The sequence below is a fragment of the Salmonella sp. SJTUF15581 genome (assembly GCF_043356775.1).
GTDB lineage: Bacteria > Pseudomonadota > Gammaproteobacteria > Enterobacterales > Enterobacteriaceae > Salmonella > Salmonella enterica.
Window position 1 is genome coordinate 88227 of record NZ_JBEUJY010000008.1, and the last position, 24378, is coordinate 112604.

At 53.4% G+C, this 24378-nt stretch carries 22 protein-coding genes; 10 read left to right on the top strand and 12 right to left on the bottom strand.

All coding sequences use genetic code 11. The annotated features are described in order from the left end of the window. The first annotated feature begins 44 nt into the window (after positions 1-44). Positions 45-1139 carry a threonine-phosphate decarboxylase CobD gene (cobD, locus tag ABVN36_RS15130; protein WP_023137870.1) on the top strand — a complete coding sequence of 365 codons (1095 nt, stop codon included), beginning with the start codon at positions 45-47 and terminating at the stop codon, positions 1137-1139. On the opposite strand, the gene nadD is transcribed toward cobD, so the two are convergent. The 4 genes from nadD to leuS are packed head-to-tail and all read right to left on the bottom strand — an operon-like array spanning position 1114 to position 5975. Then, a complete protein-coding gene (gene nadD, locus ABVN36_RS15135) occupies positions 1114-1755 on the bottom strand; it encodes a nicotinate-nucleotide adenylyltransferase (protein WP_001518902.1) in 642 nt (213 codons plus the stop codon). The genes cobD and nadD overlap by 26 nt on opposite strands. A 1-nt stretch (position 1756) precedes the next feature. After that, positions 1757-2788 carry a DNA polymerase III subunit delta gene (gene holA / locus ABVN36_RS15140; RefSeq protein ID WP_023137869.1) on the bottom strand — a complete coding sequence of 344 codons (1032 nt, stop codon included), beginning with the start codon at positions 2786-2788 and terminating at the stop codon, positions 1757-1759. Further along, positions 2788-3378 (bottom strand): LPS assembly lipoprotein LptE, encoded by a 591-nt coding sequence (gene lptE, locus ABVN36_RS15145; RefSeq protein WP_001269950.1) that lies wholly within the window; start codon positions 3376-3378, stop codon positions 2788-2790. Before lptE ends, holA begins: the two co-directional genes overlap by 1 nt. Before the next feature lie 14 nt (positions 3379-3392). Further along, complete coding sequence (leuS, locus tag ABVN36_RS15150) at positions 3393-5975, bottom strand: leucine--tRNA ligase (RefSeq protein ID WP_001157916.1); 2583 nt, start codon at positions 5973-5975, stop codon at positions 3393-3395. A 236-nt stretch (positions 5976-6211) separates the two neighbouring features. Here leuS and ABVN36_RS15155 point away from each other — a divergent pair, with 236 nt between their 5' ends. The 5 genes from ABVN36_RS15155 to ABVN36_RS15175 all read left to right on the top strand — a co-directional run bounded on the left by ABVN36_RS15155 (position 6212) and on the right by ABVN36_RS15175 (position 11307). Next, entirely contained in the window at positions 6212-6553 is a 342-nt protein-coding gene (locus tag ABVN36_RS15155) for a UxaA family hydrolase (RefSeq protein ID WP_001574029.1), read from the top strand. 16 nt (positions 6554-6569) lie between these two features. Continuing rightward, positions 6570-7742 carry a UxaA family hydrolase gene (locus tag ABVN36_RS15160; protein ID WP_001670689.1) on the top strand — a complete coding sequence of 391 codons (1173 nt, stop codon included), beginning with the start codon at positions 6570-6572 and terminating at the stop codon, positions 7740-7742. A 49-nt stretch (positions 7743-7791) separates the two neighbouring features. Next, positions 7792-8745 (top strand): 2-keto-3-deoxygluconate permease, encoded by a 954-nt coding sequence (locus ABVN36_RS15165; protein ID WP_000694480.1) that lies wholly within the window; start codon positions 7792-7794, stop codon positions 8743-8745. Positions 8746-8812: 67 nt separating this feature from the next. Then, positions 8813-10741, top strand: a complete 1929-nt coding sequence (locus tag ABVN36_RS15170) for a sigma-54-dependent Fis family transcriptional regulator (RefSeq protein WP_001044181.1) — start codon at positions 8813-8815, stop codon at positions 10739-10741. Positions 10742-10833: 92 nt separating this feature from the next. After that, on the top strand, positions 10834-11307 hold the full coding sequence (locus tag ABVN36_RS15175) for a zinc ribbon-containing protein (protein ID WP_001044885.1): 474 nt from the start codon (positions 10834-10836) through the stop codon (positions 11305-11307). A 38-nt stretch (positions 11308-11345) separates the two neighbouring features. On the opposite strand, the gene ABVN36_RS15180 is transcribed toward ABVN36_RS15175, so the two are convergent. After that, entirely contained in the window at positions 11346-12341 is a 996-nt protein-coding gene (locus ABVN36_RS15180) for a tetratricopeptide repeat protein (RefSeq protein WP_023137868.1), read from the bottom strand. A gap of 124 nt (positions 12342-12465) precedes the next feature. Here ABVN36_RS15180 and ABVN36_RS15185 point away from each other — a divergent pair, with 124 nt between their 5' ends. From ABVN36_RS15185 to ABVN36_RS15200, 4 genes are read left to right on the top strand one after another with little or no spacing between them, the layout of a single operon-like run. Further along, positions 12466-13173 (top strand): DUF1266 domain-containing protein, encoded by a 708-nt coding sequence (locus ABVN36_RS15185; RefSeq protein WP_023137867.1) that lies wholly within the window; start codon positions 12466-12468, stop codon positions 13171-13173. Next, positions 13170-14603, top strand: a complete 1434-nt coding sequence (locus ABVN36_RS15190; RefSeq protein ID WP_023137866.1) for a J domain-containing protein — start codon at positions 13170-13172, stop codon at positions 14601-14603. The genes ABVN36_RS15185 and ABVN36_RS15190 overlap by 4 nt, the downstream gene beginning before the upstream one ends. Positions 14604-14614: 11 nt before the next feature. Further along, entirely contained in the window at positions 14615-15319 is a 705-nt protein-coding gene (locus ABVN36_RS15195) for a DUF1266 domain-containing protein (RefSeq protein WP_023137865.1), read from the top strand. Continuing rightward, positions 15316-16779 carry a J domain-containing protein gene (locus ABVN36_RS15200; RefSeq protein ID WP_023137864.1) on the top strand — a complete coding sequence of 488 codons (1464 nt, stop codon included), beginning with the start codon at positions 15316-15318 and terminating at the stop codon, positions 16777-16779. The genes ABVN36_RS15195 and ABVN36_RS15200 overlap by 4 nt, the downstream gene beginning before the upstream one ends. A gap of 21 nt (positions 16780-16800) precedes the next feature. On the opposite strand, the gene ABVN36_RS15205 is transcribed toward ABVN36_RS15200, so the two are convergent. From ABVN36_RS15205 to ABVN36_RS15235, 7 genes are all read right to left on the bottom strand, one after another. Further along, positions 16801-18480 carry a molecular chaperone HscC gene (locus ABVN36_RS15205; RefSeq protein WP_000368029.1) on the bottom strand — a complete coding sequence of 560 codons (1680 nt, stop codon included), beginning with the start codon at positions 18478-18480 and terminating at the stop codon, positions 16801-16803. Between the two features lie 75 nt (positions 18481-18555). Further along, positions 18556-19794: a hypothetical protein gene (locus ABVN36_RS15210; RefSeq protein ID WP_023137863.1), complete on the bottom strand. Its 1239-nt coding sequence runs from the start codon at positions 19792-19794 to the stop codon at positions 18556-18558. 31 nt (positions 19795-19825) lie between these two features. After that, positions 19826-20761, bottom strand: a complete 936-nt coding sequence (gene rihA / locus ABVN36_RS15215) for a pyrimidine-specific ribonucleoside hydrolase RihA (RefSeq protein ID WP_001207434.1) — start codon at positions 20759-20761, stop codon at positions 19826-19828. Positions 20762-20877: 116 nt separating this feature from the next. Beyond that, complete coding sequence (gene gltL, locus ABVN36_RS15220; protein ID WP_000631369.1) at positions 20878-21603, bottom strand: glutamate/aspartate ABC transporter ATP-binding protein GltL; 726 nt, start codon at positions 21601-21603, stop codon at positions 20878-20880. Next, a complete protein-coding gene (gltK, locus tag ABVN36_RS15225; RefSeq protein WP_000272799.1) occupies positions 21603-22277 on the bottom strand; it encodes a glutamate/aspartate ABC transporter permease GltK in 675 nt (224 codons plus the stop codon). Before gltK ends, gltL begins: the two co-directional genes overlap by 1 nt. Next, the gene (gltJ, locus tag ABVN36_RS15230; protein ID WP_000020930.1) at positions 22277-23017 is read right to left on the bottom strand and encodes a glutamate/aspartate ABC transporter permease GltJ; all 741 of its coding nucleotides are present in this window, start codon (positions 23015-23017) and stop codon (positions 22277-22279) included. Before gltJ ends, gltK begins: the two co-directional genes overlap by 1 nt. Positions 23018-23176: 159 nt before the next feature. Next, complete coding sequence (locus ABVN36_RS15235) at positions 23177-24085, bottom strand: amino acid ABC transporter substrate-binding protein (protein ID WP_001518176.1); 909 nt, start codon at positions 24083-24085, stop codon at positions 23177-23179. Positions 24086-24378 lie beyond the last annotated feature (293 nt).

Here is a 24378-nt window from a genome sequence, read left to right on the forward strand (position 1 = left end):
GCAACTTTTTTTCACTAAAATAGCGTTTTTTGGCCGGAGGCATAATGGCGTTATTCAACAGCGCGCATGGCGGTAATATTCGGGAAGCCGCGACGGTGTTGGGCATCTCGCCTGACCAGTTACTGGATTTTAGCGCAAACATTAATCCGCTGGGTATGCCTGTCAGCGTGAAACGCGCGCTTATCGACAATCTGGACTGCATTGAGCGCTACCCGGACGCCGATTATTTTCATTTGCACCAGGCGCTGGCGCGTCACCATCAGGTGCCGGCATCGTGGATACTGGCGGGAAATGGCGAGACGGAGTCAATCTTTACCGTGGCGAGCGGTCTTAAACCGCGTCGTGCAATGATTGTCACGCCAGGTTTCGCGGAGTATGGCCGGGCGCTGGCGCAAAGTGGCTGCGAAATTCGTCGCTGGTCTCTACGCGAAGCGGATGGCTGGCAGCTTACCGATGCCATTCTTGAGGCGTTGACGCCCGATCTGGACTGCCTGTTTCTGTGTACGCCCAATAATCCTACCGGCCTGCTGCCGGAGCGGCAGTTATTACAGGCCATTGCCGTACGCTGCAAATCGCTGAACATTAACCTGATCCTGGATGAAGCGTTTATCGATTTTATTCCGCATGAGACGGGCTTTATTCCTGCTCTTAAAGATAATCCGCATATCTGGGTGCTGCGTTCGCTGACCAAATTTTATGCCATTCCCGGCCTGCGGTTGGGATATCTCGTCAACAGCAATGACGCGGCGGTGGCGCGGATGCGTCGCCAACAAATGCCGTGGTCGGTTAACGCGCTGGCGGCGCTGGCCGGTGAGGTAGCGTTACAGGATAGCGCCTGGCAACAGGCGACCTGGCATTGGTTACGGGAGGAGGGCGCCCGGTTTTATCAGGCGCTTTGTCAGCTCCCCCTGCTGACGGTCTATCCCGGGCGGGCAAACTATCTGTTGTTACGCTGTGAGCGAGAGGATATTGACCTGCAGCGGCGGTTGCTGACGCAGCGGATTTTAATTCGTAGCTGCGCTAACTACCCGGGGCTGGACAGCCGCTATTATCGTGTGGCGATACGCAGCGCTGCGCAAAACGAGCGTCTGCTGTCGGCGCTGCGCAATGTGCTTACCGGTATAACCCCTGCTGATTGATGTAGTTCAGCACGTTTTCCGGCAACAGATCGTCGCAGGATTCGCCTTTTTCCAGCCGTTCGCGGATGAGGGTTGCGGAGATATTAAGCCAGGGCGTTTCCGCCAGGTAAATTTTACCGGCTGGCAACTGGTGCAGATCGTCCGGCGTATGGGTCAGATGCTGTTCCAGCCACTGCTGGTGTTGCGCCTGCGTCATTTCAAGGGGGTAGCCGGGACGACGACAAACGATCAGGTGAGTGTTATCAAGGATGGTGTCGTAATCATGCCAGGTGGGGAAGTTAAGCAGCGAGTCCTGGCCGATAATAAACGCCAGCGGCGCTTCGGGACCCTGTTCTTCGCGCCATGCTTTCAGCGTTTGCGCAGTGTAAGAGGGCGCGTTTCGCTGTAGCTCGCGTTCATCCAGCGTAAAAAGCGGCTTATCGGCGATAGCCAGCTCCAGCATATATTTACGCTGCGCGCTGGAGGCTTCCGGCTGGGGGCGATGCGGCGGCACATTGTTAGGCATAATAATCACCCGCGATAAGCCGATCAGATTCGCCAGCGTTTCAACAGGTTTAAGATGTCCATAATGCACCGGATCAAAGGTGCCGCCGAATAAAGCCTGTAACGATTTCATATCACCCATCAATAAATACGTCTGCCAGCGCCTTATGGCAGAGCAGGAGCGATAGCCCTTCAAGATCTGCCCATACCGACTGACCATAATCCTGTTTGAGCGTAATTTCTGTACGCGTCAGTAACTGCACGGCCTGGCGAAGCTGTGCAGGATGGAGACGCTGCAACGCGTCGCCGATCATGGGGCGACGGTTTTGCCAGACCCGGTGTTTATCAAACAGCGCGCGTAACGGCGTATGCGCGGACTGACGTTTGAGATTTACCAGTAGCAGCAGCTCTCGCTGGAGGGTGCGCAGCAGAATAACCGGTTCGCTGCCTTCAAGGCGTAGCTGTTGCAGGATATGCAGCGCGCGTTTGCTTTTCCCCATCAGTAACGCATCCACCCAGTGGAAAGGGGTAAAGTGGGCGGCGTCATTGACGGCCTGCTCCACGCGAGGAAGCGTTAACTTACCGTCAGGCCAAAGCAGCGACAGTCGTTCCAGCGCCTGCGCCAGCGCCAACAGATTGCCCTCATAGCAATAGCACAGCAGTTGGTTCGCGGCGTCATCCAGTTGCAAATTCTGTGCTTTCGCTCTGGCGGCCACCCAGCGGGGAAGCTGCGCCTGCTCCGGCGTCTGACAACTGACCTGAACGCTACGGTCTGCCAGTGCGGTATACCAGGCGGCGTTTTCCTGCGCTTTGGTGAGCTTGTTTCCGCGTACTATTAATAACAGGTCGTCATGCAGCAGCTCGCTCAGCGTGGCGAGTTGCTCATTCATTGCCGCGTTAGGCCCGTTTTCCGGCAGTTGCAGCACCAGCGTTTGACGGCTGGCGAACAGGCTCATCGCCTGGCAAAGTGAGAAAAGCGCTCCCCAGTCGGTACTGGGATCGAGAGTAAAAGCGTGGTGCTCTTCGAAGCCTTGCGACGCAGCCGCCAGACGAATAGCGTCCTGACTTTCCTGCAGCAGCAGCGGATCGTTGCCCAATAGCAGATATGCCGCACGCAGCCCTTCGTTGAGCTGCGCGCGGAGTTGTTCAGGATACAACCTGATCATTAGTTACTCAGCGTAGTGGAGACGCGTGCTGGCGTAGAGGCGGGCGCCGCCGTCTCATTGTCGGCGGTAGCCTCCTCTTTCGTCGCCTGAATATCCGCCGCGCGGACGCTGGTCAGCTTGCGAATCAGCTGTTCAGCGGCTTTGTCGTACATCTCCTGAACGATCATGGCCTGCTCGTTATCCTTCGCCAACGCCATCTGCGGGTTATCGAAGAACGAACGGTACACTTTCGTGCTGATAGGATAGATGTCATGGCCCGGAATCAATACCGAGGCATTGACGGTCATCACCATCTGATATTCCGCCGTCTGGCCGTCCTGGAACACTGACGCCGTATCCTGCGAAATAGTCACCGTTCCAAGCCGCAGAGACGGAACGTCTTTGCGCGTTGTGTCTTTATCAAGCAGGTTTACGTTATTCAGCCGTAACTGATTACGTACCGCACGACTTAGCGGACCGTTCGGATCGCCGGAATCGAGGATCATCGTTTTCATTGAAGCCGGAACCTGCGTAGTGCTACGCAGATGCCAGCCGCATCCGGCGGTGACCAGCACCGCCAGAGATAACAACAGTGTTACCAGATATCGCACGCTTCCTCCCGCGCTTAGCCAACAACCAGATTGAGGAGTTTACCCGGAACGTAAATCACTTTACGCACGGTAACGCCATCAAGATATTTTGCCACCAGATGTTCCTGGCCTGCACGTTCACGCACCTGTTCTTCGGTGGCATCCACCGCAACGGTGATCTTACCGCGAACTTTACCGTTAACCTGCACGACAACCAGCGTGGTGTTTTCCACCATTGCCTGCTCGTCGGCAACCGGCCACGGCGCGTTGTCGATATCACCTTCGCCGCCCAGTTCCTGCCACAAGGTAAAGCAGACGTGCGGGGTGAACGGGTTAAGCATACGCACGACGGCCTGCAGCGCTTCCTGAAGCAGTGCGCGGTCTTGTTCGCCTTCCTGCGGGGCTTTCGCCAGTTTGTTCATCAACTCCATGATCGCCGCAATGGCGGTGTTGAACGTCTGACGGCGGCCGATATCATCGGTCACTTTGGCAATGGTTTTATGCACATCGCGACGCAGCGCTTTTTGATCTTCGCTCAGCGCATCGACGTTCAGCGCCGCGACAGGACCTTTAGCGGTGTGTTCGTAAACCAGCTTCCAGACGCGTTTAATAAAGCGGTTTGCGCCTTCTACGCCGGACTCCTGCCATTCCAGAGTCATATCCGCCGGAGAAGCGAACATCATAAACAGGCGTACCGTGTCCGCGCCATAACGTTCAACCATTACCTGCGGGTCGATACCGTTATTTTTCGACTTGGACATTTTACTCATGCCAGTGTAGACCAGCTCATGACCCGCTGCGTCTTTTGCTTTGACGATGCGGCCTTTTTCATCGCGCTCGACGATAGCGTCAACTGGCGAAACCCAGTTACGTTCGCCGTTCTCGCCGACATAATAGAACGCATCCGCCAGCACCATGCCCTGACACAGCAACTGCTTAGCCGGCTCGTCAGAGGTGACCATGCCCGCATCGCGCATCAGCTTATGGAAGAAGCGGAAGTAGAGCAGGTGCATGATGGCATGTTCAATACCGCCGATGTAGATGTCGACCGGCAGCCAGTAGTTTGCCGCTTTCGAATCCAGCATTCCTTCCTGATACTGCGGGCAGGTGTAACGCGCGTAGTACCATGACGATTCCATAAAGGTGTCGAAGGTGTCGGTTTCACGCAGCGCCGGCATACCGTTAACGGTGGTTTTCGCCCACTCAGGATCGGCCTTGATCGGGCTGGTGATGCCGTCCATGACGACGTCTTCCGGCAAAATAACCGGCAGTTGATCTTCCGGCGTCGGCAGCACGGTGCCGTCTTCCAGGGTGACCATCGGGATCGGCGCGCCCCAGTAACGCTGACGGGAAACGCCCCAGTCACGCAGACGGTAGTTCACTTTACGTTCGCCGACGCCTTTTTCCGCCAGTTTATCGGCAATGGCGTTAAACGCCGCTTCAAAGGCCAGACCGTCGAACTCGCCGGAGTTAAACAGCACGCCTTTTTCGGTCAGCGCCTGTTCGGAAAGATCCGGCTCGGAACCGTCGGCGGCCAGAATCACCGGCTTGATGGTCAAACCGTATTTGGAGGCAAATTCGTAGTCGCGCTGATCGTGACCCGGAACGGCCATCACCGCGCCAGTGCCGTACTCCATCAGGACAAAGTTTGCCGCCCAGACCGGGATCTCTTCGCCAGTTAACGGATGAATCGCTTTATAGCCGGTGTCGACGCCTTTTTTCTCCATGGTCGCCATTTCGGCTTCGGCCACTTTGGTGTTACGGCATTCGTCGATGAACGCCGCCAGCTCGGCGTTATTCGCCGCCGCTTTTTGCGCCAGCGGATGACCGGCGGCCACCGCCAGGTAAGTGGCGCCCATAAAGGTATCCGGACGGGTGGTATAGACGGTCAGGGTGTTATCGTAACCCTTCACATCGAAGGTGATTTCCACGCCTTCAGAGCGGCCAATCCAGTTGCGCTGCATCGTTTTTACGGTATCAGGCCAGTGGTCCAGCTTATCCAGATCGCGCAACAGTTCGTCTGCGTAAGCGGTGATTTTGATAAACCACTGTGGGATCTCTTTACGCTCAACTTTGGTGTCGCAACGCCAGCAGCAGCCGTCGATCACCTGTTCGTTGGCAAGAACGGTCTGATCGTTCGGGCACCAGTTAACGGCAGAAGTCTTCTTGTACACCAGGCCTTTTTTATACAGCTCGGTGAAGAATTTCTGTTCCCAACGGTAGTATTCCGGGGTGCAGGTCGCGATTTCACGGCTCCAGTCATAGCCAAAACCCAGCGTTTTGAGCTGGTTTTTCATGTACGCGATGTTGTCGTACGTCCACGGCGCCGGCGCGGTGTTGTTCTTCACCGCCGCGCCTTCCGCCGGCAGGCCGAAGGCGTCCCAGCCGATTGGCTGCAGCACGTTTTTGCCCAGCATACGCTGGTAGCGGGCAACCACGTCGCCGATGGTGTAGTTACGTACGTGGCCCATGTGTAGTCGGCCAGAAGGATAGGGAAGCATCGACAGGCAGTAATACTTCTCTTTGCTCTCGTCTTCGGTCACTTCAAATGTGCGCTTCTCATCCCAGTGAAGCTGTACTTTGGATTCTATCTCTTCCGGGCGGTATTGCTCTTGCATGGCAGCCAGTAGTCCTGTTTTCGATACAGCTACAAATGTAGCTTTAGAGGTGGTGTTTAGATCCGCATAGCATAGCCCAAACACGCACGTCAAAACAGGGGGTAGAACATTTGTCGCGCCAGGCGTCCGTGAGGAGGTGACGCAAAATGCGACACGACTGAGGCAAATTACCGCAGTTCCTGTCACCGCCAGATTGGCCCATAAAAATAAAGTCATATAAACCATGCAGTTAAAAAATGGCACGCCTTTTGATTAGGGAGGACAGGACTAAAGCAAAGGAGTTAATCGTGAAAAAAAATGCAGTGGTGATTCACCCTCAGGATTGCGTCGCGACGGCTATTACGGCGCTCAAGGCCGGCGAAACCGCCACAATGTTCATTGGCGAACGCGAGATAAGCGTTGTGTTACATCAGGATGTGCCATTTGGCCACAAATTCGCCATCTGCGATGTGCCTTTTCATGGCGAAGTTTATAAATATGGCGAATCCATTGGCCGCGCCACTCAGGAAATAAAAAGTGGCGACTATGTGCACGTCCACAATGTGGAAAGCGAACGCGGACGTGGTGACTGGAAATAATATAAAACAAGGGAAAATGATTATGAGCAATGAGACTTTTTTGGGTTTCCGCCGCCCTGACGGCCGTTTTGGCATCCGTAATTATGTACTGATTTTACCTACCAGCGTTTGTGCGAATAAAGTCGCCCAGGATATTGCCCGGCAGGTAAAAGGCGCGACATGGGTGAATAACGATTTTGGCTGCTGCCAGGTGGCAGGCGATGCGCGTCTGACGGAAAAGACATTGATTAATGTGGCGAATAATCCCAACGTCGGCGCTATTGTGGTTGTGGGCTTAGGCTGTGAAGGCGCGGAACCGCTGCGCATCGCAGAAGAGATTACCGCATTTGGCAAACCGACCTCCTGCATTACCATTCAGGAAGAGGGCGGCACGCTTAAATGTCAGGCTCGGGGGATTTCGCTGGCCCGCGATTATGCGCAACAACTCTCCATGCAAAAACCGCAGCAAGCACCGGTTAGCGAGCTGCTGCTGGCGATGGAGTGCGGCGGGTCAGATACGACATCGGGGCTGGCGTCTAACCCTTCCTGCGGGGTCGCCTCGGATAAGCTGATACGCTGCGGCGGAAGCTCAATTCTTTCTGAAACGACGGAATTTATTGGCGCCGAGCATGTGATGGCGAAACGCGCGGTGACGCCGGAGGTTGGTCAACAGCTCATTGATTTAGTGGTCGGCTGCGAGGCGCGAGCAAAAGCGCTGGGCGAGGATATTCGCGGGGGACAGCCGACGCCGGGCAATATTAAAGGCGGGCTGACTACCATTGAAGAAAAATCGTTAGGCTGTATGCATAAAGCGGGTCATGCGCCGCTACAGGGCGTACTGGAATATGCCGATAGCCCAACGCATCCTGGCCTGTGGATTATGGATACCCCGGGGCAGGATATTGAATCTATTTCCGGCATGGTGGCGGGTGGAGCGCAGATCGTTATTTTTACTACCGGTCGCGGAACGCCTGCCGGTAACCCAATAGCGCCGGTAATAAAAATTACGGGTAATAAAGCAACGTGGGAAATGATGCAGGACAATATTGATATTGATGTGTCCGCCATTATGTCTGGCGAGGCTTCTATTACGCAAATGGGCGAGGAAATTTATCAGGAAATTTTACGCGTCGCGAATGGGAAAACGACTAAATCAGAAGATTTAGGTCATAACGAATTCTCTATTTATAAGATCGCGCCGACGTTCTGATACCAAATCGGGCAGCACAAGCTGTCCGGTTATCTCCTGGGAATAAGCTATGAAAATTAAAAAAACACTGGAACGTTTTCCTGGTGGTATGATGGTTGTACCGCTAATCATCGGCGCATTGTTTAAAACTTTTGCGCCGGAGGCGCTGGAAATAGGCGGTTTTGTCACCTCTATTTCGCATGGCGCAATGGCGATTTTAGGCATGTTTTTAGTCTGTATGGGCGCGGATATCCAGTTTAAAGCCGCGCCGAAAGCGCTGAAAAAAGGCGCTGCGATCACCTTTGCGAAATTTGCCAGCGGCGTGATTATTGGCATTCTGGTCGGAAAATTTTGCGGCCCGGATGGGTTATTAGGTCTGTCGGCTTTAGCGATTATTTCGGCGATGACCAACTCAAACAGTGGGTTATATGCCGCGTTGGTGGGGGAGTACGGCGATGAAACCGACGGCGGCGCGATTGCGGTAATATCGTTGAACGATGGTCCCTTTTTCACCATGCTGGCGTTAGGGTCGGCAGGCATGGTGTCGATACCCTTTATGAATCTGGTGGCGGTTATTATTCCCATTATCATTGGCATGATTTTGGGCAATCTGGATGAGGACATGCGCAAGTTTCTTAAACAGGGCAGCGTGGTAACGATTCCCTTTTTTGCCTTTGGGTTAGGATACGGTATTGATTTCGCAAGACTTATCACGGCAGGTTCTTCAGGCATTTTACTGGGGCTCATGACGGTGGCGATTGGCGGATTTTTTAATATTTTCGCCGATCGTGTGACGGGAGGCAGCGGCGTGGCAGGCGCGGCGGTATCCACCACCTCTGGCAACGCCGTCGCGACGCCAGCGGCAATCGCGCTGCTCGATCCGCATTTTACCGACCTGGCGTCGACGGCGGCGGCGCAGGTGGCGGCCTCGACGATTATTACCGCTCTGTGCGCCCCCTTCCTGACCGTATGGATAAAAAAACGCTACGATCGTAAACTGAACCCAGCCGCCGCAGGCGGTTAGCGTTTCGGCGGAAAATAAATCACGACGGGCGGTCTCGCCCGTTCATAAACCAACAGGATGGTGAGTGATGAATAAGACGAAAGATATAGCCGCATCTCCTCTCTGTTTTGTCTCTCCTTACCCTCAACTGGCAAAGGCTGCCGAGGCGCTGGTCGCGCAGTTGGATTACGCCGTCACTATTCATCAAACGACGCTTAATCGTATCCTGGATGAGCTACCTTTATTAGAGTCCCGTGGGCACCAGGTACTGATTAGTCGTGGCGGCTGTGCGGAAATATTAAAAAAGCACAGTAAATTACCGGTAGTCGAAATTAAAATGTCCGGCTACGACATTCTTGATGCGCTTATCCCTTTTAAAGGACAAAAAGGCACTGTCGGTATTGTCGGCTTTTCCAGTGTGATCAAAGGATGCGCGCGCGTAGCGGAACAGTTAAATATTAACTATAAAATTTTTACCTTACAGGGAAATGATAAAGAAACGATTTCTTGCCTGAAGCGGCAATTAGCGTCCACGCCATTAGATTGCATTGTTGGCGATACCGTTTGTCAGGATTATTTTTCACCGCTGGGCTCGCAATTCCGTTTACTTGATTCCAGCCCCGCCTCAATAACCGAAGCTCTGGAAGAAGCCCGCTCATTATATCTGGCTTTTCGCAGCCAATTACTCGAGCGACATCATCTGCAGCTGATTCTCGATCAGTTTGATAAAGCTGTTATCACGCTTGATGATACCGGCGCGTTACTGCATTACAATAAATATGCGAGCCAACTTTTTAAAATTAACGCCTCCGGTGAGATTTATGACGCATCTTTCCTGAAACAGGTATTGCACCAGGAGCGGCATACATTACGTGAGGGAAAAACCGTCAGCGCGAAAGTCGTCGATACGCCGCAAGGCGCGATGGTGGTTAATCTGTATCCGGTATTTGCGGCCAGACAGTTAAGCCGGGTAGTGTTGACGATGCAAACCGTCTCCAGTTTACAGGGGGCGGAACATCATGTTCGCCGCCAGGAACTGTCTCGCCGCGGCTTGAGCGCCCGCTATCATTTCGACGATCTGCTTACCGAAAACCCGGAAATGTTGCGTCGTCTGGCGATCATTAAAAATTATGCCGGTACGGACGCGACTATCTTAATTAATGGCGAAAGCGGGACGGGAAAAGAGGTGCTGGCGCAAAGTATTCATAATGCCAGCCAACGCGTCAACGGCCCGTTTGTCGCCATTAACTGCGGCGCGATGGCCCCTCAGATTCTGGAGAGCGAACTCTTTGGCTATGTCGCTGGCGCATTTACCGGCGCGTCGCCGAAAGGCAAAATAGGCCTGTTTGAATTAGCGCACCACGGTACCATTTTTCTGGATGAGATTAGCGAGCTGGATAAACCGCTACAGACGCGCTTATTACGGGTGTTGCAGGAGCGGCAGATTATGCGGCTGGGCTCAGACCAGATGATACCTGTTGATATTCGCGTGATTGCGGCGACCAATCAGACGTTAACGAAGCTCATTGCGGACGGGACATTTCGCGAAGATCTTTACTATCGGCTTAACGTATTAAAAGTGACCACCATCCCGCTACGCAAACGTCCGGAGGATATCAAAGCCATCGGCCTGTCGCTGCTTACCAGTTTCAGCCAGCATTATAAACGCCCGGCACTAACGTTAACCCCGGCGCTGTGGCAAGAGCTTCAGCGCTTCGCCTGGCCCGGAAACGTCAGGCAGTTAAGCAATATTATCGAACGGCTGGTGCTCTCTATTGATCACTCCCCGGCAACGCTGGATGAGGGCCGCCTCTTGCTGGACGATCTGGAAGAGGGGAGCCGACGCGAGCCAAGTACCTGCCACGACTGCCAGATGCTGGCTGGCGATTATAAAACGATTCGCCTGCGTATTTTGAGAAAATTATTAGAGGCGGAAAGGGATAATAAATCGTTAGTGGCGAAACGATTAAATGTCGATCGTACCTCGCTGACGCGCTGGATACGTGAGTCGGCCTGACAAGAATTTACAGACTCTGTGGGCAGCCTTGCAAAGCGTAACGCAAATAACGTCTATTATTATAGGCAGTTAACGATCCAAGAGGTGAAGTGATGAACAAGGTTGCTCAATATTACCGTGAACTGGTGGCCTCATTAAGCGAGCGTTTACGCAATGGCGAGCGCGACATTGATGCGCTGGTGGAGCAGGCGCGCCAGCGCGTGATGCAAACAGGGGAGTTAACGCGAACCGAGGTGGACGAACTGACGCGCGCTGTCAGACGCGATCTGGAAGAGTTCGCCATGAGCTACGAAGAGAGCCAGGAAGATAGCGTCTTCTTGCGGGTGATTAAAGAGAGTCTCTGGCAGGAACTGGCGGACATTACCGACAAAACCCAGCTGGAATGGCGTGAAGTCTTCCAGGATTTGAATCACCACGGCGTGTATCACAGTGGCGAAGTGGTGGGATTGGGGAATCTGGTGTGCGAGAAGTGTCACTATCATCTGGCGGTTTACACGCCGGATGTGTTGCCGCTCTGTCCGAAGTGTGGCCACGATCAGTTCCAGCGCAGGCCGTTTGAGCCGTAAGGTTCATTATCGTGAGCGGACGGTTGCCGTCCGCCATGTTAAGCGTGCAGTTGGGCTTCCAGTTTGCGGATCTCTTCGTCGACGTTCCATTTGCCCGTGGGCTGTGCTTTTTTGAACCAGTAAAGCGCTTGTTGTAGGTCTTGTGCGGTACCGTATCCATCTCTGTACATGCATCCGAGGTTGTACCAGCCCGATGAATTGTTACATTCTGCTGATTTGTGGAACCATTCCAGTGCTAGCGAATAATTTTGCTCGACGCCATGACCGCATTTGTACATCCAGCCGATACTGTTATAGGCATCATCGTCACCCTGGTCTGCCGCTTTTCGAAACCAGTATATTGCCTGCTGGTAATCTTGTTTGATACCTTTTCCGATGTAATAACAATAGCCCATCTGATATTGCGAGTAGCTGCTCTCTTGTAGCGCGCTCTTCTTGTACCAAAGGGCGGCAAGGGATAAATTTTTTCGACATCCTTTCCCATTGCCATACATATACGCCAGTCTTTCCTGGCTGGCGCAATGGCCTTGTAATGCTGCCTGTTTAAACCAGTAGAGTGCCTGTGTATCATTTTGCTCTACGCCAGTTCCTGAATGATACATTCTCCCGAGATTATATTGCGCAAGGTTGTGGCTCTGTTCTGCTCCTTTGCGATACCAGGCAACGGCCTGGGCATAATCTGGAGCCATCCCGGTTTCTCCTTCCTGAACCCAGCCTAATGTGTTGAAAGCGTGTCGGTGTCCTTGCTGTGCGGCTTTTTCTGACCAGAATAAAGCCAGCGTATTATCTTTCATGTCGGTAGGCGTGTCTTTGTATCGTAAGCCGAGCCAATATTGCGCCTCGCAATGCTCTTGCTCGGCCGCCTGCTGTAGCCAATAAAAAGAGAGCTTATCCTCTTCGCTGCCATCTATACGTTCGTCATTATATAAACGGCCTAATATATATTGAGCTTCACTATTTCCTGACTGCGCCAGTTCGGTTAATTGTGCTAAAGATACGTTGTCGCAGGGATGACTGGTTATGGAATGATTCATTTTTTAATTTATCCCGCCATTGTTTTTTAGATTAATAATATATTGCGATTTGGCTTTGTTGTACTCTATTTTAGTTTTCAATTGCGTTTTTATTTGTAGCGTGAATATATTTTGGCGATTTATTATGGATAAAGAATCACAATATTTACTCTTTGCACTTTCCTCGCCGATGGAAGTATTGAACGAGGACTGTTTACCGTCACATTCGTCACCGAAAATGTATTTAGGGATAAAACGTTTCGATCTTGAATCGTCGTGGGGTATTGAAAATCGTGATGAGCTGCTTCAGACCATTTCCCGCATGACGGATGACGGTCATGCCACACAACTGGAATGGCTATATCGCCGCTGGTTTAGGTATGCGCCGCAGGAGTGGCAGGAGTATACCGACGCGCTGGATGAGGGAGATCGCATTTATGCCCGATTCGTCGCTGATACCGCCGTGTGTTGCGGCGAAGGTGGTATTCGTAGCTGGGATTATGTGCGGATGGGGTTTCTCTGCCGCATGGGCGTGCTCAATGAATGGCTGACGGAAGAGGAGAGCCTGTGGCTGCAGTCGCGGATACAGCTTCGTGCGCTCAGCTATTATTCCGGCTGGTTGCAATATTTCAGCGCCTATTACACCGGGCGTTTGTACTGGCAGTTACGGAATGGTGATAACCTACCGCTGCTACGCGAGACATTCGCCCGTAAGGAGTTTGACGACGCGGGGCGACGTATGATGAATAAGCTGATCGCCGGGAAAGACAGTTTTTACGCCACGCTGCCGTGGCGCTACCTGCCCCATTATCCTGAATGCCCGGACACGCTTCAGGAGGTGAGCGATCTATGAAAACCTGTTGGCAAGTCCTTGGCATTGAGGCCACCACGGATACCGACGCCATTCGTCAGGCTTATCTGGCGCTGCTGCCGTCATTTCATCCGGAAACCGATCCGCAGGGTTTTAAGCAATTGCGAGAAGCCTATGAGAATGCATTGCAGGGGACAACATCGCCCGCCATTACGGTGGTTGATGAGGATCCCGATACCCCGTGGGTGAATTATCTCAGGGAGATATTCGGTGATTTGCTGGCGGATGGCGAACGGCGCTTTCAGCCGCAGGCATGGCAGGAGTTTATCCAACAGATCAATAAATTATCGATTTCACAGGTCGAAAAATCGCGCTGGTGGCTGTGCGCTATCGCGATGAAGACCTTTCCTGTTTCGTACTCGTGTCTGAAACTGCTGTCAGATCGCCTGGCCTGGGAACAGGGGAGTGATAATCGAGATGTCGATGCCGAGGAGGTGGAGGATCTTTTGTTTGAAATCCGCCGTGGCGACCTGTTTGATTATTCGCTATTGCTGCATTTGCCAGTGGCGGTACAAAACCAGACCATTGCTTTTTATGATGCCCTGGACAACACCTTTTTCGAGCATCCTCTCTATTTCGCCCAACTTATGGCGCAGCACGGCGCCTGGATTATCCCGGACAATCTACGCTTTCAACGACGTCTGTTACGCTGGTTCAGCACCCTGCACTGGGGTATTGCGGAGCTGCTGCCTGTCGCCCTGGCATGGCAGGAAGCCGAACCCGATAACGCAACGCCGGGTTATTACTACTTAGCCCAGCGCGTATTCTGCGGTGAAGGCGATAGCCTGCTGCCAGAACTTTACGCGCAGTGGTGGGCGCATCCTTCTACCCAGCTTGACGATCTGTTGCTGCGCTGGTGCCGTCAGCATCGACCGGACTTTTTCCCGCTGCTGGTGATGGAGGTTGAGGGGCGTGAGCAGGTCGATATCGATGGCGAACCGCTGCTGTATATTCCCGGCTCCAGCGCCCGTTCCTGCTTGCTGTGGGCCGAGGCGCTGCACAGTGGCGCATTATCGCCGCTAAGCGAAAGTTTTATTGCGCGGCGTTTGAATTATGGCGCGCCAGCGATGAGTGAGGCGCATAGCCAGCATCCATACTGGCTGTTGTATCAGGTGGCGGATAGCCTGGCGTGCGCCGAGGATCCGTCAGCGGCATTGTTACAGAGGCTGGTAACGAAGCTTGATGCGCCTGATATCTGCCCGTTGGAAGCGCTGATTATTCGCGGGTTGCTGGGGCGGGCTGCGGCTATCGACACACCGTGTGAAGCTGTAGTCGCAGATGAAGAACCGGTGACAACGGTGACTTCGCCGAGTACGGAGGAATCTGGCGGCGGCTTTGGCCTCTGGCAGGTGATTAAAATCATTTTATTTATTGGCGTTGTCGGCCATGTATTACGCCAGTTTATGCATTAGGGATATCGAATATGGACAAGGAAGAACAATATTTACTTTTTGCGCTCTCCACGCCGATGGAGGTGCTAAACAGTCGTGCCATTGGCGCGAAACCTTCGCACTTCTCCCCGGCAATGTATACCGGGAAAACACACTTTGATCTCTCCGATTCATGGGGGATTGATAACCGTGAAGATCTTATTCAAACCATCTATCGGATGACGGACGATGGTCATGCGGCAGATTTGGCTCCCTTTTATATCCGCTGGTTTACGCTATCTCCTCGCCAATGGCGCGAATTTACCGCGCAGTTTGGCGAGCAGGGCCAGATTTATGCGCGATTTGTTGCCGAAACCGCACTATGCTGCGGTCGCGGCGGTATCAAAGCCTGGGACTATGTGCGTATGGGGTTTTTATGCCGGATGGGGGTGTTGAATCAATGGCTGACGGAAGAGGAAAGCCTGTGGCTGCAATCGCGTATCTATGCGCGGGCGCACTATTTTTACGACGGCTGGACGCAATATTTTACCGCCTATTCGTTGGGGCGGCTGTACTGGCAGGCCGAAGGGGACGCCATGCAGGCATATTTCGCCCACCTAAAGTACGACGCTTCAGGCGCGCGGATGTTTAATGAACTGGCCTCTACGACAGAGAGTTATTATGCGCAGCTACCGTGGCGTCCGCTCAACGAACAACCGACATGCCCGGAAACGCTTAAAGGAGTGAGCGATTTATGAATATCTGTTGGGAAATCCTGGGCATTGAACCCACCACCGATCTGGAATGTATCCGTCAGGCTTATCTTGCCCTGTTGCCCTCATTCCACCCTGAGAGCGATCCGCAGGGTTTTAAGCGATTGCGCCAGGCCTATGAAGAAGCGCAGCACTGGGCCGCCTCGCCTGCGGAAGATGTAAAAACGGAAGAGGTGGGCGACGAACATGAAATACTGGTGGCGTTCAGGGAATTGCTGGCATCAGAGCGCGATCGCTTTCAGCCCTCGGCATGGCAGAAATTTATTCAGCAATTGAACCAGTGTTCAATGGATGAGATAGATAAGCTGCGCTGGCAGTTGTGCGACATCGCCATGAAAACGGAAACGATCTCGCTGTCTTGCCTGGCATTGTTGGCGCAGCGTCTGAACTGGCAGCCGCAGGAAGCAGAAGATGATGCTGATGGAGAAGAGCTGGAAGCATTTCTGGAGACCGTAAAGCGGGGCGATGCGTTTGATCTGCTAAGTCTGGCCAAATTGCCTCTTGTTGTTCAAGACCAAACTGACGCCTACTTTTTTAAGCTTGAGCGTATCTGGCGCTTTTATCCCGAACATTTTGCCGACGCTCTACAGGTTCAGGGCGCCTGGATAATTCCCGATGATAAACAGCTGCATCGTAAACTATTACACTGGTTTAGCGCCGAGCAGTGGAGCATGGCCGAACTGGTCGATATTGCTCGTCGCTGGCAGGCCGTGGAGCCGGATAACGAAGATGCGCACTATTACCTTTGCAAACAGCGTTTGCTCTGCGGCGAGGGGGAAAGCCTGTTGGCCGATCTTTGCGATTTCTGGCAGCGTTATCCCTCCACGCAGGCGGACGACTTGTTGCTGGGCTGGTGCCGCCAGCACCGGCCTGATTTCTTCCCGCTGGCGGTGATGGCGGTCGAAGCGCGCTGTATGGCGGATGCCGAATATGTCCCCGGTGAAAGTGCGCGCACGCGTTTACTGTGGGCCGACATTTTGCACAGCGGTAGGTTATCACCGCTGGGGCGTTCATTCGTTGACTCCCTGTTTTATAAGCGAAAAGCGATGGCGTGGGCAAATTCACGGCTGAGTACCCAGGGGGAACCCGAAACGCCGCTGTTGGATCTGTACCGGACGGCGGAGCAGGTGGTGCTGGAAGCGTTTCCCAAAGAAAAGCCCTTTTTTCGCCTGCTGATCCGGCTGGAGGAGGGGCAAGCCTGTCCGCTGGAGGCGCTGATAACCCAGGCGTTGTCATCTAAAATCGCCATGAAGCCAGGCGATATTCGCGACAAAAAGGAGCTGGCGGAAGAGCTCAGGCTGGCGGCTGAGAAAAAATTGTCTTCTGAAGCGAAAACCGAAGCACCCCGTCAGGCGGAATCTGGCGGGGTGATGAAAATCATGAAGATTGTCGGTTTGATCGCGTTGATTGTCTGCGCGTTAAATCGATTCTTCCATTTTTTCTGAACAGGGGCAGTGAAAGCGCCGTTACGGCGCTTTCGGCTCGTCAATACCCAGATATTCGCAGGCGCGACGGCGCACGTCATCGACGCGCTGCATATCATTAGACAGCAGGGCCGCGTCGAAATCGGTAATAATCTCCCCCAGCATTTCGCGCTCATCGCCTAACGCGCGTGACCACTGCTCCTCTAACTGTGCTTTAAACGTCCGGTTAATCAGCATATCGCGGGGATAAATTTTCAGCGCCTGCAGGCGCTCGCGGCTGGCGTCGATTTGCTGCGTCGTCAGTGAGGTGGCATTATGGCTGATGATTCTGGATTCACTCTTGCCGTCTTCCAGCAGCACGTCAACTTCCAGCAGGCCATTAATATCGTAGCTAAAACGAATATCAATGGCCTGAATGTGCCCGTTCGGCTTCAGCATGACGTCAAAAGAATCGATCAGGATATTATTTTTCACCTTGTGGCTTTCGCCCTGGTATACCCTGACGCAGATAGAGTCCTGCTCAGGGTGCATGGTGGAGTACGTTTCCACTTTTGACACCGGAACGGTGGTATTGCGTTCAATGATGGGCGAGAAAATACCTGGCACGCCCTGTCGGTTGACTTCCACGCCCAGTGAGTAGGGGCAGATATCCGTGAGGATCACCTCTTCAACGTCTTCATGGCGCAGGCGACAGGCGGCCTGAGTCGCGGCGCCAAGCGCCACGATGGTGCTGGGATCGTAACTTTGATAGGGCAATTTACCGAATAAGCGCACCGCGATGCGTTGCACCAGCGGCATCTGTGACGCGCCGCCGACCAGCACCAGGCTGTCAATTTGCTCCGGTTTGAGTCGGGAATCGCGCAGCGCCTGCTCAATGGGCGTGCGCAGCCGGTTGAGCAACGGTAGCCACAGGGCTTCCAGCTCATCGTCATAAAACGTGCTTTCCAGCACGCGCTCCTGATAAAGCCAGCTCATGCGCAGCGGGGAGCCGCTGGCGCATTTTGCGGCTTCAACACAGGCATACAGCGCAGCCAGATCGCTATCCGTCAACGCTGATTTATCGAGATTCCAGCGTTTTAGCACTTCATCAAGCAACAAATGCGTGAAATCTTCGCCGCCGAGGTAGTTATCGCCAGCGGAGGCGTGAACTTCGATAATCGGCGTAGCGTATTCCAGAACGGTCACATCAAAGGTTCCGCCCCCCAGATCGAAAACCAGCGAACGGCTGTTTTGCTGCGTATGCAGGCCATAAGCCATTGCCGCCGCCGTGGGTTCATTGATCAAGCGCACGGCGTTTAACCCCGCAAGCTCAGCGGCAAGGCGTGTATGCTTCCGCTGCTCATCGCTGAAATAAGCCGGAACCGAGATCACGACGTCCTTGATTGGCTGCTGAAGGTAGTCTTCCGCATCTTCTTTCAGCGAGCGTAAAACCAGCGAAGATAATTCCGGCGCATTAAACGACTCTTCACCCAAATGCCAGTGAGTATTACTGCCCATTGCGCGTTTAAATAAGGCAGCGGTTTTATCTGGATGAGATGTTTTACGCGCTGCGGCAGGTTTTCCCACCAGAATTTGTTTATTTTCATCCATACTAATTATGGATGGTGTTAAATATTCACCAAATTTATTAGGTATTAATTGTGCGGCGCCGTCTTGCCAGACGGCGATTAAACTATTAGTAGTGCCGAGATCGATACCAATCGCTAACGTTGCATTATCCATTGCGTTTAATTTATCGGGAAAGAGAGTTTATAGAATAAAGAACACCACCCTCTGGCGTGGTGATCTTTATCAATGTCACGCCTGGCGAAAGTATTCATCCATAATATTCGTCAACTCCGGGCGCTCGCCGTCATCATTGATGGCGAAATCGAGGAAAAAAGCATCGGCCTGTGGCGTGCGTTTCTGGGCCAGTAAACGAAACGCCAGCGGGTAGTGGCAGGCATAACCGGGTGCGCGAGTCAGAAAACGGACAAAATCAATCAACAAGGGAGAATGGGTATAAAACAGCGCGCGTAACAGTATGGCGGGAAATCCCTCTTCGGTGATCCCTTGCGCCATGATTTTGTTGAGGCCGGCCTCGCTCAGATCGCCTGCGGCAATAATATCTGCGCAGGCCGCAAGATCGGGATAATGCGTTGCGCAGTTAGCCAATGCGTTCGGCCAGTTGACGCGGGTATAACGTCCGTCATGGCGAGTAAAGTAATCCTCCCAAAGGGATGGCGGTAGTTTTTCGTACTGTATTTTCAGGGGGATGCGGCGCTGAAACTGGGCTTCTTCCAGGCGCGCGCCGTCATAAAATCGCAGGTATTGCTGCCGCGTCTCGTAGCATGTCATCGCCACCGGCTGGCTGATGACCCAGGTCTTCACGGGCCGGCCTTCCAGCGCCGCGGCGGTAGCTTTATGGTGACCATCAAGCAGGACGCAAAGCCAGCTGTCATTCATATGCCAGGCCAGCGCGTGGCTCTCTGGCTTATCGCGGTAATACCCGGCGCGTTGTGGGTTAAATCGCGATGGGGGCTGGCCTGGCAGTAAAAAACAGGGTTCGCCGGACTGGTAGTGATAGTCCACGTCAGCAATCCACCGCCCTGTGGTCGCGGGATTCGGTTGTTTTTCGTTACCCACCGCCCAGAAAAAATGCCCGTTGCCATCTGTGGGATAAAGTTCGCGTTCTTCCAGCCGGTAATAGCCATCGGCAAAGAGTGAAAACAGCGGCGTCAGGGCGGTAAATGCTTCGTTCAACCCGACTCCTGGCTGATTCCACTCGGCAAGTGAGGATAAAAACTGCGCGGCGCCTTCATCATCATTGCTAAAACCGGCATAAACAAATTCTGCGCAGGTTGGGCACCAGGCTTCAGTGTAAAAACGAATCAGCGGCGAGCCATGCCAGGAGAGCGTATGAATACCGGCGTAAGAGTCGGGATCGTGGATAACGCAGGGACGAAGCAATGCTTTTCCGTTACGTACTGAAAACGTAATATGGGCTACGTCGTGCTGTAGCAGGCTGATTTCAGGTCTATTGTTACGCCAAAACATCGCTGTTCATCCCTGGATTCTACTTTGCGCTTTATGCGTAGTATTGCAGCCGCTCCGCCAGCAAATCGACAAATCCCTGGCGGTCTACATCCACCATCACCGTCGCATTCGGCTTATTCCCCGTCAGGAAATAATAATCCACCACCGTCATCCCCTGGGTGTATTTCCCCTGGGTTTCCACGCCAACCCAACGCTCAACGGTAGTGAAAATCTCGGGTTTCAGCAGCCAGGCGATGGTGCACGGGTCGTGCAGCGGCGCGCCGATAAATCCCCATTTTTCGTCTTTGTGATATTCAAAGAAGAAGTCGAGTAGTTCAGCCACGATCGTCGAAATTGGATTGCCGATGTCGCGGAAACGCTCGATATCGGCGGCGTGAATCTGCGCCTTATGGGTGACGTCCAGCCCGGCCATCACCACCGGAATGCCTGACTGGAAGACAATTTCTGCCGCTTCCGGGTCGACGTAAATATTAAATTCCGCAGCGGGCGTCCAGTTACCCAATCCCATTGCGCCGCCCATGATCACAATGCGGGCGATTTTCGTATGCAGTTCCGGATGGCTATTCAGCAGCAGCGCCACGTTGGTCTGTGGGCCAGTAGAGACGATGGTGACCGGCTGTGAGCTCTCGCGCAGTGTTTTTGCCATCAGCTCAACGGCAGTGCCGCTTTGCGGGGCGAATGACGGCTCGGGCAGCGCCGGGCCGTCGAGGCCGCTTTCGCCGTGAACGTTATCGGCGATAATCAGTTCGCGCATGAGAGGTTTCACCGCGCCGCCCGCCACCGGAATATCCGGGCGTTTGAGCAGTGTCAGCATCCGCAGCACGTTGCGCAGGGTCTTCTCCGGCGTCTGGTTACCGGCGGAAGAGGTGATCGCTTTCACTTCCAGTTCAGGGGAGGCGAGGGCGAGAACGAGGGCGATCGCGTCATCATGACCCGGATCGCAATCAATAATAATGGGCAGTGCCATTGTGGCTCCTTGTAAGCGGTACTTTGTGACAAGGTTAACGCCCGGCTGGATACGTTTCGAGAAGCGAAGCGGTAAAGCGTGAGATAGCGCGCACTCTGACGTGCGCGCCGGGAAGATTAGTGCAGGATTTTCGCAAGGAAGTCTTTTGCGCGATCGGAACTGGGGTTAGCGAAGAACTCCTCTTTTGGCGAATCTTCGACGATTTTACCTTCATCCATAAAGATCACCCGGTTAGCCACTTTACGGGCAAAGCCCATTTCGTGCGTCACCACCATCATGGTCATCCCTTCGTTCGCCAGCTCGACCATTACGTCCAGTACCTCGTTGATCATTTCCGGATCGAGCGCTGAAGTCGGTTCATCGAATAACATGGCAATGGGGTCCATACATAGCGCGCGGGCGATCGCCACGCGTTGTTGCTGACCGCCGGAAAGCTGCGCCGGGAACTTGTTGGCATGTGCAGACAGGCCAACGCGCTCCAGCAGCTTCAGGCCTTTATCGCGGGCGGCGGCCTTATCGCGTTTCAGCACTTTCACCTGCGCCAGCGTCAGGTTTTCGATGATCGACAGGTGGGGAAACAGCTCGAAGTGCTGGAATACCATGCCCACGCGGGAACGCAGTTTCGCCAGATCGGTTTTTTTGTCGTTCACAATAATGCCGTTAACGGTAATTTCGCCTTTTTGCACCGGTTCCAGACCGTTGACGGTCTTAATTAGCGTGGATTTACCGGAACCCGATGGCCCGCAGACTACCACCACCTCACCTTTTTTTACTTCTGTTGAACAATCGGTCAGCACCTGAAAGTGACCATACCATTTTGAAACATTTTTCAGGGTAATCATTAAACTGTCCTTTTCTTCAAATAGCTGACCAGCAACGACGCGCTCAGGCTGATAACAAAATAAACGGCGCCGGCGAACAGAATCATTTCGACCTGAGTACCGTCACGCTCGCCGATAGTCGACGCGGTGCGGAAGAAGTCCGCCAGGCTGAGTACATAAACTAAAGAGGTGTCCTGAAATAGCACGATGCCCTGCGTAAGCAACAGCGGCACCATCGCCCGAAACGCCTGCGGCAGAATAATGAGCTTCATCGACTGCCAGTGGGTCATCCCCAGCGCCAGCGCGGCGCTGGACTGCCCGCGGGAAATACTTTGAATACCGGCGCGAATAATCTCGGAATAGTAGGCCGCTTCAAACATAGAGAATGCCACCATCGCGGAGATCAGGCGGATATCGGTTTTCGGCGATAGTCCCAGCACGTTTTGCAGAAAGCCGGGTACAATCAGATAGAACCACAGCAAGACCATCACCAACGGGATGGAACGGAAAACGTTAACATACGCTTTAGCAAACCAGGCGATAGGGGCAAAGCTTGAGAGGCGCATGACGGCCAGAATGGTTCCCCAGACTATCCCCACGACAACGGCGGTGACGGTGATCTTCAGCGTGATGACCAACCCGGCCAGCAGGTAAGGCAGTGAGGGGATAATCGAACTCCAGTCAAATTCGTACATTATTTGCTCCCCACGTTGCCCGGCAGGCGGACTTTGCGTTCAACCAGGCTCATGACCAGCATGATAACGGCGTTAATCAGCACATAGGCCAGCGTAATGGCGGTGAAGGATTCCCAGGCGTGCGCCGAGTAATCCAACAGTTTGCCTGCCTGCGCCGCCATATCCACCAGGCCGATGGTTGAGGCAATAGCCGAGTTTTTCACCAGGTTCATCATCTCTGACGTCATTGGCGGTACGATAACGCGATAGGCATTCGGCAGCAGGACATAGCGATAAGCCTGCGGCAGCGTTAGCCCCATCGCCAGCGCCGCGTTCTTCTGCCCGCGAGGCAGAGACTGAATCGCGGCGCGCACCTGTTCGCAAACGCGGGCGGCGGTAAACAGTCCCAGACAGATCATTGAGGAGAGGAAAAACTGAATATTGGGATCGAGTTCTGCCTTAAACCACATGCCAAGATCTTCCGGCAACAGTTCAGGCACCACCAGGTACCAGGTGAAGAATTGCACGATCAGCGGCACGTTACGGAACAGTTCTACGTACAATGTGCCCAGTCCGGAGAGGAAACGGTTGGGAACGGTACGTAAAATGCCGAAAATAGATCCTACCAGGAAAGCGATAATCCAGGCGGTAATCGAAAGGGCTACGGTGACCTGAAAACCACTCCATAGCCAGCCGAGATAGGTGGTATTGCCGAAGGGGGCTTCCTGTAAAAAAATACCCCAGTTCCAGTCTATTGACATACATCTACTCCGAAAAAAAAGGGTAGCAGCGCTACCCTCGAAGATTGTTGCCCGGCGATTTGCGGCTTCAGGCCCGATGGGGAACGACCATCAGGCTTATAGTCTGTCCGTGCTGAGCGACAATCGAGAGGACAGGAGTCCCGTCCCATTTAGTTTTAGTTAGTTAAGCGCTTTATCATTCGGTGCTTTGAACAGGGCTTTCATCTCGTCAGACAACTCGAAATTCATGTTCAGGTTTTTCGGTGGGATCGGATTTTTAAACCACTTATCAAACCACTTTTCCGCTTCGCCGGAGGTTTGCGCCTGGGCGATGGTATCGTCCATCAGCTTTTTAAACTCAGGGTCGTTTTTACGCAGCATACAGCCGTAGGCTTCCTGGGACTGCGGTTTACCGACAATCTCCCAGTTATCCGGTTTCTTGGCTTTGGCGCGCTCGCCGGCCAGCAGCGCGTCATCCATCATAAAGGCGACGGCGCGACCGCTTTCCAGGGTGCGGAACGAGTCACCGTGGTCTTTCGCGCTAATAATACGCATCCCCATCTTTTGCTCTTCGTTAAGCTTATGCAGCAGAATTTCAGAGGTCGTCCCGGAGGTGACGACGACCGCTTTGCCTTTCAGATCCGGGAAATCTTTAATATCGCCGCCTTTTTTAGTCAGCAGTCGCGTCCCGACGACGAAAATCGTATCGGAGAAGGCGGCCTGTTTTTGGCGCTCAAGGTTGTTAGTCGTTGAACCACATTCAAAATCGAAGGTTCCGTTTTGCAACAGCGGAATACGGTTTTGCGAGGTGATCGGGATCAGCTTCACCTGCAGATCGGGCTTGTTAAGTTTCTTTTTTACCGCTTCTACAATGGCGTTGGAGTAGTCCTGGGAATAGCCGACCACTTTCTGCTGGTTGTCGTAATAAGAAAAGGGCACAGAAGATTCGCGATGCCCGACGACGATCACGCCATTTTTAGCGATCTTGTCCAGGGTGCTACCAGCGGCAGGCGCGCCATCTTCTGCGTGCGCGAGGCCCGCAGACAGTCCCATGACCAGCATTGCTGTGGTTAGCTTACGTAATTGCATATCCAACTCCTTTATCATCTGCGCCGTCGACGCATTGATAGCTATTGTGATGTTGTTATTGCCTGCAACTTGCGCGTGCAGTGTTATGTGTGTTTGTTAACATTTAGTGTGGCTTGTTGTAAATATTTTGCTGCGATATTGTTTATTTTTGCGAAGTGCGCCGCACCGTTCAGAGGCAAAAATCCTACATTGCACCGTTCAGGTGCTACCGATGATCGATTTTGGTGCGACCAGGTTGCACAAGCAGCCAGAACAGGTTTGCCATGTTTAACAAAGCAATAGACGTGCCAGAA